Source organism: Aureivirga marina (assembly GCF_015767265.1).
Taxonomy (GTDB): Bacteria; Bacteroidota; Bacteroidia; order Flavobacteriales; family Flavobacteriaceae; genus Aureivirga; species Aureivirga marina.
Genome location: NZ_JADPIB010000004.1, coordinates 287568 through 302018, shown reverse-complemented (window position 1 = coordinate 302018; position 14451 = coordinate 287568). Strand labels below are relative to the sequence as shown.

At 26.4% G+C, this 14451-nt stretch carries 16 protein-coding genes; 1 reads left to right on the top strand and 15 read right to left on the bottom strand.

From position 1 onward, the window contains the following. Window positions 1-3 precede the first annotated feature (3 nt). The 15 genes from I1A51_RS10365 to rlmH form a co-directional block, all read right to left on the bottom strand. A complete protein-coding gene (locus I1A51_RS10365) occupies window positions 4-1047 on the bottom strand; it encodes an HlyD family secretion protein (RefSeq protein ID WP_196893617.1) in 1044 nt (347 codons plus the stop codon). Next, the gene (locus I1A51_RS10360; RefSeq protein ID WP_196893615.1) at window positions 1040-2335 is read right to left on the bottom strand and encodes a TolC family protein; all 1296 of its coding nucleotides are present in this window, start codon (window positions 2333-2335) and stop codon (window positions 1040-1042) included. The genes I1A51_RS10365 and I1A51_RS10360 overlap by 8 nt, the downstream gene beginning before the upstream one ends. Window positions 2336-2470: 135 nt before the next feature. After that, complete coding sequence (locus I1A51_RS10355) at window positions 2471-3199, bottom strand: Dph6-related ATP pyrophosphatase (RefSeq protein ID WP_196893613.1); 729 nt, start codon at window positions 3197-3199, stop codon at window positions 2471-2473. Window positions 3200-3312: 113 nt separating this feature from the next. Beyond that, complete coding sequence (locus I1A51_RS10350; RefSeq protein WP_196893611.1) at window positions 3313-4176, bottom strand: TraB/GumN family protein; 864 nt, start codon at window positions 4174-4176, stop codon at window positions 3313-3315. Beyond that, window positions 4173-4787, bottom strand: coding sequence for a hypothetical protein (locus tag I1A51_RS10345; RefSeq protein ID WP_196893610.1), 615 nt, complete (start codon window positions 4785-4787; stop codon window positions 4173-4175). The genes I1A51_RS10350 and I1A51_RS10345 overlap by 4 nt, the downstream gene beginning before the upstream one ends. A 3-nt stretch (window positions 4788-4790) precedes the next feature. Next, window positions 4791-5285: an RNA polymerase sigma factor gene (locus I1A51_RS10340; RefSeq protein ID WP_196893608.1), complete on the bottom strand. Its 495-nt coding sequence runs from the start codon at window positions 5283-5285 to the stop codon at window positions 4791-4793. 238 nt (window positions 5286-5523) lie between these two features. Next, window positions 5524-6789: a DUF6348 family protein gene (locus tag I1A51_RS10335; protein WP_196893606.1), complete on the bottom strand. Its 1266-nt coding sequence runs from the start codon at window positions 6787-6789 to the stop codon at window positions 5524-5526. Between the two features lie 34 nt (window positions 6790-6823). Then, a complete protein-coding gene (locus I1A51_RS10330; RefSeq protein WP_196893604.1) occupies window positions 6824-7372 on the bottom strand; it encodes a hypothetical protein in 549 nt (182 codons plus the stop codon). Window positions 7373-7383: 11 nt separating this feature from the next. Continuing rightward, on the bottom strand, window positions 7384-8340 hold the full coding sequence (locus tag I1A51_RS10325; protein WP_196893602.1) for a phytanoyl-CoA dioxygenase family protein: 957 nt from the start codon (window positions 8338-8340) through the stop codon (window positions 7384-7386). Between the two features lie 152 nt (window positions 8341-8492). Then, a complete protein-coding gene (locus I1A51_RS10320) occupies window positions 8493-9197 on the bottom strand; it encodes a hypothetical protein (protein ID WP_196893600.1) in 705 nt (234 codons plus the stop codon). 68 nt (window positions 9198-9265) lie between these two features. Continuing rightward, window positions 9266-10264 (bottom strand): hypothetical protein, encoded by a 999-nt coding sequence (locus tag I1A51_RS10315; protein WP_196893598.1) that lies wholly within the window; start codon window positions 10262-10264, stop codon window positions 9266-9268. Between the two features lie 6 nt (window positions 10265-10270). Next, entirely contained in the window at window positions 10271-11428 is a 1158-nt protein-coding gene (locus tag I1A51_RS10310; RefSeq protein ID WP_196893596.1) for an MBL fold metallo-hydrolase, read from the bottom strand. Between the two features lie 344 nt (window positions 11429-11772). Next, window positions 11773-12270 (bottom strand): hypothetical protein, encoded by a 498-nt coding sequence (locus I1A51_RS10305; RefSeq protein WP_196893594.1) that lies wholly within the window; start codon window positions 12268-12270, stop codon window positions 11773-11775. A 67-nt stretch (window positions 12271-12337) separates the two neighbouring features. After that, window positions 12338-12922 (bottom strand): non-canonical purine NTP diphosphatase, encoded by a 585-nt coding sequence (locus I1A51_RS10300; RefSeq protein WP_196893592.1) that lies wholly within the window; start codon window positions 12920-12922, stop codon window positions 12338-12340. Continuing rightward, complete coding sequence (rlmH, locus tag I1A51_RS10295; protein ID WP_196893591.1) at window positions 12915-13388, bottom strand: 23S rRNA (pseudouridine(1915)-N(3))-methyltransferase RlmH; 474 nt, start codon at window positions 13386-13388, stop codon at window positions 12915-12917. Before rlmH ends, I1A51_RS10300 begins: the two co-directional genes overlap by 8 nt. 75 nt (window positions 13389-13463) lie before the next feature. On the opposite strand from rlmH, the gene nadC reads away from it, so the two are divergent. Next, window positions 13464-14321, top strand: a complete 858-nt coding sequence (gene nadC, locus I1A51_RS10290) for a carboxylating nicotinate-nucleotide diphosphorylase (RefSeq protein ID WP_196893590.1) — start codon at window positions 13464-13466, stop codon at window positions 14319-14321. The last annotated feature ends 130 nt before the right edge of the window (window positions 14322-14451 follow it).

Below are 14451 nucleotides of genomic sequence, written 5' to 3'. Positions count from 1 at the left end.
TTATTATTTATTTTCCACGATTACAGTAACACTCATTCCAGAAGCAATTGGAATTTTATATATTTCATCATCTACAAATTCAAATTTTACAGGAATTCTTTGTACAATTTTTACAAAATTCCCTGTTGCATTATCTGTTGGCAATAAAGCGAATTTTGCTCCAGTTGCATTTGTTCTAGAGACTAATTTTGCTTTAAATTCTTTTCTAGGAAATGCATCAATTTCAATAATTGCATCCATTCCTTCTTCTAAATGTCTAATTTGTGTTTCTTTATAGTTTGCTATAATCCATAATTTCTCTCCAACTAATTCCGTTAGAATTTGTCCAGCAGAAATCACCTGACCAATAGTAATTTTTAAATTTGGAGTTCTTCCATTTTCAGGAGCGATGATATATGTATTTTTTAATTCAAATTTTGCATTACTCAATATTGCTTCTGCTTCTAAAAAATTTGCTTCTGCCATTGTCGAATTCAATTCAGATTCTTCATGGCTTATTTCTGTAATTTTTACCATTGCAACCTGTTCTCTTTCTTGTGCTTTGGCAGCTTTATTTTTAGCAGAAATTGCATCAAAAGAGGCTTTTGGAATTGCATTATTTTTAAACAAATTTCGTTTTCTTCGAAACTCTTTATAAACTGCTTCATTTTGTGCTTTAATTTCTTCTAATTTCGCAATTGCAGCTTCTAAATTCTTTCCACTTTTTTCTAAATTACTTTCAGCAACTTCAATTTGTAATTTTGCATTTTCTACATTTGCTAATGCTTTACTTACATTATTGATATATTGCGTTTGTTCAATTATCAATAAAGTATCTCCTTTTCTTACAGTTTCATTATCACCAATATTTAATTCTACAATTTTCCCAGAAACTTCTGAAATTATTGGATAAATATGACTCTGAATTTGTGCATTATCCGTAGAAGTTGTCGTAATGGCATGATAAATATATCGTATAGAAAACAACAACACAACAATAATAAAAATGATAATTATTACTTTGTGTTTGTTACTTACTTTATGTTTAATTCTTCTAATCCTATTCATAATTCAACAATTCAAAAGTCTGACCAAGTGCTTTTTTATAAGCGTAAATACTCAATGTATAATTCAATAAATATTGGATTTTTTGCAGTTTAGCATTTGCCATTTGAACTTCAATTCTAAGCAAATCTAAATTTGTAATTTCACCATTTTCATATTGTAAAAATGCTCTTTCTACTGCTTTTTCTGTTTGTAAAATCTTTATTTCACTTAATTGTATTTTCCTAAAAAACTGTTTTATATTTTCTTGTGATTCTAATAATTCTCCTTTCATTTTTAATGTAATTGCATCTAAACTTGCCAAAGAAGCATCTATATTATTCTGTGCAATTTTCTTTTGTATCTGAATCTTATTTCCGTTAAAAATCGGAATTTGCACTCCAACTCCAACAGTATAATTTGCTCTTAATTTCATAATATCTGGCAACAAACCATTTTTATATCCTCCTTTTGCTTGCGCCATAATTACAGGAAAAGCTGTTTTTTCTGCAATTTCTAATTCCTTAAATGAAATTTCAGATTGTAATTTAGAAAGTCGTGTTTCAATATTATTTTTTAAACTTGTATCTCTATAAGTAATTGGTTTTTTAATAAAAGGAGTCGATAATTTTTTTACTTCTATAATTTCTTTTCCTGTTGTAAGTAATAATTGTGTTTTAAAAACTAAAATGGATTTTTTTAAAGATTCTTCTTGAATTAAAACTTGCGAAAGTGAAGCATCTGTATTAATCAAATCTAAATCTGTAACTTCTCCTTGTTCATAAAACATTTTATTAATTTTCTGTGTTTTTTCAAGCAATTGTTGCTGTTCTTTATTTACCTTTAAAGCTTCGCGTAAATAACACAATTGATAATATAAATTAATAACTTGAAAAGAAATGCTTTGTTTAATTAAATTCTTATTCTCTTTAGCATATAAATTCTCAAAACTTGCAATGTCAATATTCGCTTTATTACGACCAAAATCATAAAGATCATAATTAACAGCTAAAGCAAAATCATAATTATTTGTTGGAAATAATTGTGCAGAAAAAGGAACAGCTCCTGGAAGTGTAATTTCACTTTTTGGTTCTATTAATTGGTAATTTAAATCCACAAAAACATTTGGATAATCATTCCCTTTTGCAAGACCAATTTTATTTTCACTCGCTTGTAACTGATTTTCTGCTTGTAAAATAGAAGGATGATAATCCATCGCAGCATCGATGAATGTCTGAAGTTCATAATTTTCTTGTGCAAAAACACTAAAAAAACAAAGAAATAATATTGTAAACCAGTTTCTTTTCCCCATCTTCTACATTTTAACGGATTTAGCTAAATCTCTCACTTTTATAAATTTAACTAAAAAACTGATAATAAACACATTAAATTAAACGTATTTTTTATCAGTTTCCATTTTATTAATATCGAAGATGTTCTCTTTTGTCTATTTCGGAATTAAATCACAATACCAAAATCCTGTATCCCAAGATTCTTGTTTTTCATCTGATTGGAAGCAATTTGAGTCATCTTTAACTGGTTTATAGGTTTTAAAAACTTTTTCACCAATTGTAAAATCAATAGGTTTTGAAAAAATTGGCCCGTCAAAAACAAATGTATGAAATTCACCATTTTCTCCACAAGGATCCACATTTTCTGGCAAAGAATTAATAAAATCTTCATCTACAATTCTACCAACATAAGATGCATCCAATAATTTTCCATTCACACAAACAGTGATTGCTTTAAAGCCTAAATTAAATAATTGCTTTAAAACATCTTTTGTATTTTCTTTCCAAATTGGAAAAACTGTTTTTATTCCTACTTTTTCTAATTCTTTCTCTCTATATTCTTTCAAATCTTCTAGAAAAATATCACCAAAACCAGCAATAGCGAAACCTTTTTCTTTCAATTCTAAAGTATTTTCTTGCATGATTTTATTATAAGATTCCATTGAAACATCTCCACTCAATCGGATTAATTTTGAAGGAATTTTTAAACTTTCTAATTGCCTTTCTAAAAGTTCAATTCGCAAACCATGCATTGAAACGCGTTCTGTATCTTGATTTACTGTTGTCAATAGTAAATCCACTTGATATTCTTCATTTTGCAATAATTTATATAAAGCCAAAGCCGAATCTTTTCCAGAGCTCCAGTTGAAATATGTTTTTTTCATTTTTTACTTTGTTTAAAGCAAATGTAGAGAAGTTATATGTAGATAAAAAAGAAACACTTGATTTAATCAAATTAAACCAAGTGCTTTCAGATATCGATTTGTTTATTATGTATTTATTCTGCTTTTACTGTATAACCTGCTTTTCGTAACAAATTAATCAATCCATTTTCTCCAGCTAAATGCCCTGCTCCAACTGCGAAAAAAGTTGGTGCTTTTTTCATTTTCTCTTTCATTACTGGAATCCAATTTTTATTTCTCGTATCTAAAAGTGCTTTTGAAGATACTTCATCAAAACTTTCATCTTCATTCATCACAAGAAGTAATTCTTCAATATTTTCTTGATCATAAACAGTAATCATTTTTTCTAAATATGATTTCATTTTATCAGGCTCATTTACCAAATCTTTCAATCCTTGTACTTGAAGTTCAAAAGGCATTGCATCTAAAGCTTTCATCTGATCTGAAATAGTTTCTAAACCAGAAATCTTTTTATTTTGTTTTTTAAATTTTTGAAGAATTGCATCTTCATAACTCATAATTGATTTACAATCTATCATTTTCGTAATCAAAAAGCTAGAAGTTAAAATAGGCTTCATCGTTTGAAAAGTAGCAAAAGGCACACCTATTTTCTTAGTAAAAAGTGAATCTAATTTCTTTACTTCTTGCGCTGTCAATGATTCTGTAATAGATTTTCCTGTTGGCAAAAAAGAATACTTAAAAACTTCTTGTTGCATTGCTGCTGGATTCGACATATCAACTTCTAAAGCTAATTGTTCAGTTTTATCCATTGCTTCTAAATCTTCTTTATCAAAAGGAACTTCACCACAATAAACGTGAATTGTTCCGAACAAATAAGAAGGTTTTTCTAAACCATTTCCTGAAATTTTCCATAGCGTTGAATTTTCTAATTTTTGTTGTGCACAACCATAATTTACAACTAAAAATAATAGAAAAGTTATTCTTAAAATTAGTTTCATTTTTCGATGTTTATAAGTTCGTTTAAATTTCTTTTTAATGTGATTAAATGCTTTTCATATACAAAATAGATGTAATATTTCACGGCAAAAAACATAATGATACTAAATCCAATTATCCCTAAGAAAAAATACATTAAATTTTCTGCTTCCATAGATTCTGCAATAGAAGTATTAGATTCTCCTCTGTAAAATCTGAATATAATTCCTAATAAAATTCCAAGGAAAACCATTAAGTAACTTACATATTTATAAATATTAATATATTTCTCATATAAGTCTTTAGTTTTAATAATGGTTTCTAAAAGTGTATCTGAAACAATTACTCTTTTAAATATTTTTCTAATTTTAATTAAAAGTGCGATATAAATAATTGCAACCATCAAATAATTTACCCAGAAAAACAACTCTCCTTTCCCTGTTGGTTTCAAAGGAATAAAGGGAAGACCAATCATAAAAATAATATTGATAAATGTTTCAATGATTATATTTCTACGAATTTTGGTGAAAATTGTCGTAGGTTTTTTAGACAGGAATTTCTCAAACTCAATACTGTCTTTATTCTTTATATGATCGGCACTTTGCCATGTATTTTTTAAATCTTCTAACTTCATTTTTTAAACTCCAATAATTTTTTTCAACTTTTCTTTCGCTCTCATCATTTTAACTCTCGCATTTACATAAGAAATTCCGAGTGTCTCTCCTATTTCTTTAAAACTCTTATCTTCCAAAAACAACAGAATTAAAGCTTTATCAATATCTGATAATTGTTGAATCGCTTTATAAATCATTTGCAGCTGTTCTTCTTCTGTGGAATCATAAGGTTTATATGCTACCTGAAAATTATATTCGTCGATACTTGCTGTATTTACTTGCCGATTTTTTTTACGATAAATACTAATTGCTGTATTCAGAGAAACTCTGTACATCCAAGTTGTAAATTTTGCTTCGCCTCGAAAAGAACCATAAGCTTGCCAAAGTTGAATTGTAATTTCTTGAAACAAGTCTTTGTGCGAATCCTCATCCGAGGTATAGGCCCGACAAATTTTATGAATAATATTTTGATTTTTTTCTATTTTATCTAAAAAATCTTTCTCTAAATCTTTTTCCACACTCAATATAATTTTCAAATAATTGGTAGACTGTTTGAATTATTTGTTACACTTTTAAAATATATTTTTCCATATAAATGAAAATAAAAATTATTTATCCAACTGAATTAAAGCAATTTAAATTACAATTATTATTTTTTAATTTTAAAATTATTTATCGAGATTTTATAGATTTAAAGCATAAAAAAACAACATTTCATTTACTAAAATGTTGTTTTGTTTTTATTTTATCTCAAAACTATGAATTCATTGTTTCTTTTAATCTTTGGTAAGTTTTAGTAATATCAAAGTAAAATTTCTTCCCAGAAACACAAGATATAACATCATAAAATTTTCCATCTTCTGAAACTAATTGTTGACTACTAAATTCTTCTCCTAAATATTGAATTAAATCTCTTTCATCCGAAATTCTTACAATTAAAAAAGGATTTTTTTTCGTTCCATCACCTGTGGAGCTTATTGCTTGAAGAATTGATTGATAAATATAAATTTCAGATTTTTCACCCATTTCATTTTTTAACTTTTTAAAAGCAAAAGCCATATAAAAATGTGCTCTTGGTGAAAGTAAAATATCTAAATTCAAATAATTAGAAACTTCTTCATATTTTTCTTCTTCAAATAAAGATTCAATTTCATTTAAATCTTCTGAATAAGGATTAAAACTAGGATTTTCAAAAATTACATCTCGAATTTTGATATAATTTTCTTTTGTTGGTTCTTCAATTAATTTGTGAAAATATTCTGTTGGAGATTTCTGTGTTACTTTCGTTTTATTTTCATCTTCAATATCAAATGCATCACATCTTCTTAGTACAATAAATTGTTTTTGCGATAGAAAAATACTTTCATCATCCCAAGTTTTAGCATATTCTTTAATAATTTCTTGACCTTCTTCCCAAATCTCATTATTCAATAAACATTCACTTGTAATCTCTCCATCTGCTTGTCTTGCAACATATATTTTCAGCCAATTCAGTTTTTTATCTACTAAATTTTCTTTCAATTTAGCTTCTACTTTTGAAAATAAACCTTCTTCAATATTCGAATTATTCCATTTTCCTTGTAAAATTAAATCACTCGAATTGACATGCCATAAAATTTCTCTTTCTTTAGTAGTTTTAAAATCTAAACCTTCATTATGATTTTCTGAAAAACTTCTATAAATAGTTTCAAAAATAAATTCTATATAATTTTCTATAACAGAATTTACTTTTTCTTCTATAGAATTCCCTAAACCAACCAAACTTGCTTCAATTCCTTTTGGAAAATATTTTTCATTAATCGTAAAAAATATCACAGGTAACATTGCTTGATGATGTTCACCAGGCATAATTGCAGTAGCGATTTCTATTTTAGAAGCAACAATTAATGCAGCATATTTTGTAGAAAATTCTACAGCAATTCCTTTTTCTTCAATTTTTTCTTTTAGTTTTTGCAAAACAAGAAGGTTTGCATCGATTTTTTCTTCTTTCTTTTTTGATTTAAAAATGTTAAATAATTTCATTTTGCTCTTTTTTATTTTTAAGTATAATTCTCTCTTAATCAAATAGCCATTCTGTTTTTATCTCTTTTTCCTTCAAAATTTCTTGAAAATCCTCCATAGTTTTTTCAATCCATCCTTCCTCATAATCGTCTAATTCTAATCCTATGCAATAAAATCTATAAACATTATTTTCAAAATAAATTTCTATATAATTTACTTCAATAATTCCAATGAAAAATAAAGAATATATATTTTCACTTGAAAGTTTAATTTTTTTTATTTCTGATATTTTGAATGATTTTATCTTTCGAAAAGGAAAATTAGAATTTATAACAAATAAATCTTCAGAGTTTAAAGCAAAACTATTGCTTTTCATCGAAGCTAGTATGTATTGTAATCCAAAAATAATCAGTAAAATTCCAAATGTATACAATTCGATATAAGAAAAAATCAAGCTGATTGCAAGTAAAAGTATTTGTAAAGCCAAACCAATAATGATAAAATAAAGGAGTAACCAAGATTTAATTGGACTATAAAATATACTTTCAATTTTTAGATTCTTTTTTGAAAGCATTTTATCTACTCTTTTATCTTTAAATTTCATTTGACTTTAATTTAATCTTTCACAATCAATTTTTTATTTTTTAATGTTGGTCTTTGAGAAATTTCATGAAAACAAATTGCATCATCTGTGTAATAATGAAAAACCATACTTTTTCTTGTACTATTTTCATTCGTAACTTTTTCTCCTCCATGTAATAAATTTGCGTGCCAAATCAATAAATCTCCCTTTTTAGGTAAAAATATTTTCTTTTCTAAATCTGTTTTTCTTAAAACATCTTCTATGCAATCTTCATATTTATTATACAATTTATCTCCAATCTTATATTTCGTCCCTACATTATCATAATCTCGATTATGAATATAAGGCAATTTATGCGATTTTGGATAATAATGTAAAGGTCCAGAATCTGGTTTTATATCTTCCAATGCAACCCAAACTGCAATTAAATTCCCGTATGGAAAAGTTGTCATATGAATAGAATCCGAATGTGTTCTTTGTTGACTTCCTTCAATGAAATTAATACTCTGAAATAATTCCACATTTTTGTCCATCAAAAGACTTAAAATTTGAAGTAATTTTTTATTGTTTCCAGCACTTCTCAATGTTTTTGAATGATGAATTGCAAACATTATCTTATTTCCATATCGAAACTTTACTTTTCCACTTTCTAATAAATCATCAATTTCTTGTTTATAGCTTTCAATTTCTTCCTCAGAAAAAAAGTTTTCCAATACAACATAACCATCATCTGACCAAGACAAAAGTTCGTTTTGTGTTTTGTCATCTAACGTTTGAAAAGTTTTCTTTTTAGGTAATTCTTCTTTAGAATCTTTAACATCATATAAATTTGGCGGAGAATCAATTCCTATAAAATCTTCACTAGAAATTGAAGAATAATACTTTTTATTTAAGTTATATTTTTTATAAAAAGGAATATTATGTTTTAATTGATCTTTCTTGAAAAAATTATATAATTGATATGTGAATTTATAGCTTCTTAAACTCATTTTCTTTTTTCTATTTAATATTATAAAGCGCATATTTTAACTTTATTGTTCAAAAATAACTTTTTTGAAATTATAAGAAAGAACATATATCATAAAACAAAAAAATCCAATGCATAACATTGGATTTAACTGACTTTAATTTATGATTCTTCTTAAGTACAATCATAAGATGCTACGATAATTTCTCCGTTTTTTAATAATAAAATATGTAATTCATTTGCTCCACCTTCTGAATTAAAATCGACTCTATTATTTGTTTTCTTTAAAAAATTTGGAAGAATAAAATCACTGGATTCTAATGCCATTCTATAATCACTCAACATTTGATGATATACTTCATTTAACTTTAAATTTTTATATCTAGTTTCATGATCAAAACAACCATCTAAAGTGGAATATACATATGTTGCATTTGTGTAAAAAGTATATTCAAATTCTTTTTTATATTTAGTTCCATCAACTGCTTCAATCATTTTTTCCTCTTTTTCTACCTTAAGTTCTTCACCTTTTAAATCGATACTTTTTAATCTTCCATGAGTAATCGAAATTTTAGGTTCAATCAAAGAAAAATCTGAACTAAAAACATATCCTTTTAATCTTTTTGATTTAATCCACTTTCCTTTTAAAGAAAATCCTTTTCCAATTTTAAATTCTTCTTTTGTTTCAATTACTTTTTCTACTATAATCGGTTTTCCTAATTCTAAAACAGAAACAGTTTTTGAATCAAAAGTAGGTTTTTCATAAATTTTTGCTCCTTTTAAATTAATCACAAACAATTCTTCATTTATTTTTTGACTCAAACAAATCTGAATATTTACCAATAAAAAGGCGATTATAAAAGCTAATTTCTTTTTCATTTTATTTTAATTTTCGAACAAAAATACAAGTATAAATCAACTAATTCAATCCCCTTTTTCCGTGTTTTTTATTTATAGCTAAACTTGTAAATTAAATTTTGAACTTCAACTTTTGATTTACCATAACTAATAAAATTCACTTCCAATGATGTATTTTCAAACTTTTTCAAAACCTTTTCAATAGATTCCATAATCCATTCCATTTTGTTTCCAAAAGCTCCACCACCAACTAAAGTTAAAAACAATTTATTACAACCTGTTTTTTCAAAATTTTGCAAAGCAGCGTAAAAAGTTGCTTCATAAGTTGCTTCTAAAACAATTCTAGCAAACAATTCCCAAGTTTCTTCTGAAAGAAAAGAATAAGCTACAGGCAAAGCAGAACAATAAACTTGCGAAACAATTTGTTCTGAATTTGCTATTGTTACTTCAGTATTCCATTGGATTCCTACTTTTAATTTATCTTTTAATTCTTCTCTTTCTGTTTGGTTTAAATCTTTTAATTTCTGATTAATCTGTTGTAGTTTTTCTTCTGTCGTAATCACATAACCATTTTTCATTTCCCAGAATTGATTTTCCGAATTCCCTAATTCTTCTCCAATCAAATCCAAGCAATCAATTTGATTATCATATGTTTGCCCGATTTTATTATTTACCTCAGCAAAATAATTTCGATAAATTGTTCCTGCTCCACATGCAATTGCGCAAGCAGGACCTTGTGTATGATCAAAAGCATAAATAGAAACTCCTTTTTCTGGAGTTACATCTGGGCCAACCATTTCTAATAAATTAAATTGAGAAGCAGCTTGAAAAACAGCATTTTTATTTTCAGAATCCATATGATATTCCTGAACATTTCCAATAAGTTCACCAATTTTAATTTTTCCTTTTAAAGAAGTTTTAGAAAAAGAATATTCTTTTAATTCTTTCAAAGTTGGAACTTCTAATTTTCCAAATTGATAGGATTTTCCATTTACTTTAGAAATCAATTTATTTCCTTTTATTTCTATATTTTTTCTCACATAAGTTGAAGAAACTTCTTCACATCCAATTAATTTTTCATACCACATAATTATTTATTTTTTAGTTCTCTTTTCCGATTTTATAATTCGCTCCCACCAACCATTTTTAATCAATTCTGGAGAAAAACTTATTACTTTTCCTTTTTTAGAAATTTGAAATGATAAAAAATTCTCTCTTGCTGTTTTTATTTGAAATTTTATTTTGGAAATTGGGATTAATTCCACTAAAAAAGCTCCTTTTTCTCTTGCGTATAATTTTCCTTTTTCAAATACAATTTCAGTTTCTCGATAATTATTTGTTTTATAAATTCCAGCATATTTTGACAAATCTGGAAATTTTAAATGTTGCGAATTTGCAAATTCATTTTCTATTATTTCTAAAACTAAATCAATTAAATATTTTTTAAATTCAGGATATGCTTCCAAAACTTTCGTTATTCTAATAATCTCTTCATCTTTAACAATTGATTCTGGTGAAAAACCTTTTTTATTTAATTCTTTCACTCTATTTGTAAAATTTACATGAATTTTACGAATTCTAAGTAAATCTTCTTTTGAATTCACAAACTTTTCAGGATTTTTAGAAGTGTTTCCAGAAACAATAATTGTACTTTCATCTGCAAAAGCAATCGCCTTATCCAATCCTGATAAAAATCCTTCAAATCCATTTGGTCCAATCGGTGTTAACCAATGATTTTTAAAGCCATCACTCATAAAAATCACATTGCTATTTTCAAGATAAACATCCAAATGGTCTAAAGTATGCGCTGGCGTGTGATAAGCAGTAATTATTTCATCACCTAAAGAAATTGATATATTTTCTTGAAATAAAACCATACAATATGCATTCGAATATTGTAAATTTTCATGCGAAATTATCGTTGCTCCTTTATCTGAAAAATAGCTATTTGCATGATGATTAAACGGATCTGAATCACTATTAATAACATATTTTATTGGTTTATCTGTAATTTTCTGAATCTCTTTTTCTAGAAAAGGCGCACTGGAACGCATCATAGAATTGATTAATAAAACAGCATCATCTCCAATTATAACACCTAAATTTCCATTGTTAGAATCATCCCAAATCTCTGTAAAAACATAAACATTTTTATTTATTTTTTTAATGGAATATTCTACTTGAGAAAAAAGAGATTGTACCGTAAAAAGTGTTATTAAAGTTAATTTGATTAGAATAGTTTTTGATTTCATTTTTGATTTTTTAGTTAAGAAATCAATACTATAAAATTTTAACTCTAAAATGCTTTCCCACTTTCTTTTTTAACAAAGGTTTAATAATATCTAAAATCTTATATAAATTTACTCAAAATCTTTTTTATACGTTTGAATAAAATCATTTAGGACTATTTCCCAATCTTGTAAAGTATAATAATCCCAAATTTCTTTTTTTTACAGTGAATTTCAGAACATGGAAAAAGTAATCTTATAATACAGAAAGATAATTTTAGAACTCTGAAAAGTCTTTTAAAATCATAAAAAAAAGCACACTTACAAAAGTGCGCTAGAATATTTTTGTTTTAGTTTTTCTTTAAAAGTTAATATTGATTAAATTTATTTTTCACTACTGGATCTAATTCCAATAAATAATCTAAAATTATCAGTGCAGATTCAATAAGTTTTTTATTTCTTTCTAGATGTAAATTGTTAGATTTTCCACCATGAAATAAGTTGTTTCTAATAATACTTATATATATTCGTACTCTATCATTTCCAGTATTATTGATGCTAGAATTTCTCCAGATAACTTCTTTAGCATCATTAATAAATTGCGAATTTGGAGAATAATTCTCTAAATACTCTTTAGAATCTTTTAAGTTTTCATTTATTTCAAAATTCATAATAGAGTCATTTTCTGAGTAAAACTTTTCCCAATTAGGCTCAACTATTCCTTTCCCATTTTTTTTTCGATATTTTTCAACTTGCTTTAAAGCAAATTCAAATCTAGAGTAAGTAATAAAAAACTTTTCAATTAGTTCAAAATCGATTTCCTCTTTTCCTTTATATTTATTGTAAAAACCATCAATATTTCTCATAACAATAAAATTCTTTTTCAATCAAAAAAGCACAAGTCAAAAACTCATGCTTTTCTATATTTTTTTATTATAAATTATTCAAAAACTCAATTAATTTTCGAACAGCAATTCCTCGGTGACTAATTTTTGCTTTTTCATCCATCGTCATTTCAGCAAAAGATTGCGAAAACCCATTTGGTTGAAAAATCGGATCATAACCAAATCCTTTTTCACCTTTTCTTTCTTTTAAAATAGTTCCATTACAAATTCCTTCAAACAAATGTTGTTCTCCATTTAAATTTAAACAAACAACCGTTTTAAAATGTGCTTTTCTATTTTCAATTCCATCTAAATTTTTAAGCAATTTATCCATGTTTTTCTCAGAATCCGCAGGTTCTCCAGCATATCTTGCAGAATAAACTCCAGGCTCTCCATTTAAACTTTCTACTTCCAAACCTGTATCATCAGCAAAGCAAGCATAATTATAATTTTCTGTAACATAATCTGCTTTTAAAATCGAATTTCCTTCAATTGTATTGCTTGTTTCTGGAATATCTTCCAAACAAGAAATATCTTTTAAACTTAAAATCTCGATAGATTCAGGAAGCATTGCTTGTACTTCTTCTAATTTCTTTGCATTATTTGTTGCAAAAACAATCTTTGTTTTATTCATGATGATAAGGTTCATTTTTAAGAATTGTAAACGCTCGATAAATTTGTTCAACCATAAAAAGTCGAATCATTTGATGTGAGAAAGTCATTTTTGATAAAGAAACTTTTCCTTGTGCTTTTTTATAAATAGCATCCGAAAAACCGTAAGGTCCACCAATTACAAAAACCAATTGTTTGATTCCGCTATTCATTTTTTTCTGCATAAAATTCGCAAATTCAAGAGAGCGATAATCTTTTCCTTTTTCATCCAAAAGAATCAATTGATCTGTAGATTGAAGTTTTTTTAGAATTAATTCTCCTTCTTTTTCTTTTTGTTGGGCTTCTGAAAGGTTTTTGACATTTTTTATATCAGGGATAATTTCTAAATCAAAAGAAATATAGTATTTCAGTCTTTTTTGGTAATTATCAATAAGTTGTATCAGATTTTTATCATCTGTTTTACCAATTGCTAAAAGTTTAATCTTCATGGAGCAAATATAAAAAGAATTAAAGGTGAAAATTGAAAATAAAACCATTATTTTTGTCTAAATAATTTGTGAAAAATGATAAGCAACGAACAATTTGAAAAAGAACTAGATATTATCATCAGTAATGCAATTCGTGAAGATGTTGGAGATGGAGATCACAGTTCTTTAGCTTGTATTCCTAGTGATGCTACAGGAAAAGCAAAATTATTAGTAAAAGACGAAGGTGTAATTGCAGGAGTTGCATTTGCGCAAAGAATATTTAAATATGTAGATCCAAATTTAGTTATAGATGTAAAAATTCAAGATGGAGAAAAAGTTTCTCACGGAGATGTTGCATTTACAGTAAGCGGAAGTTCACAATCTATTTTAAAAGCAGAAAGATTAGTGTTAAATGCAATGCAAAGAATGAGTGCAATTGCGACCAAAACAAAATTCTTTGTGGATTTATTAGAAGGAACAAACACTAAAATATTAGATACAAGAAAAACGACTCCAGGAATTAGAGCAATTGAAAAATGGGCTGTAAAAATTGGAGGTGGAGAAAATCACCGTTTCGCTTTGTATGATATGGTGATGTTAAAAGATAATCATATCGATTTTGCTGGAGGAATTACAAAAGCAATTGAAAAAACAAAAGCATATTTAGCAGAAAACAATTTAGATTTAAAAATCATTGTAGAAGCTAGAGATTTACAAGAAATTAAAGAAATCTTACAAACAGAAGGAATTTATAGAATTCTAATTGATAATTTCAATTATGAAGACACAAGAAAAGCAGTTGAAATGATTGGTGATACATGCTTGACAGAATCTTCTGGTGGAATAAACGAAGAAACTATTAGAAAATATGCAGAATGTGGTGTAAATTATATTTCATCTGGTGCCTTAACTCATTCTGTTTATAATTTAGATTTAAGTTTAAAAGCTTATTAAAATAAATTAAAACTATATCTGGTATGAGTTTAAAATTCGTGTCCTTTTTTAAACAAGAAACACATTTTGCAAAAGTGCGTTAGATTATATCAAAAAGAATATCTAAAAAACATTAAATAGCCAATTATAG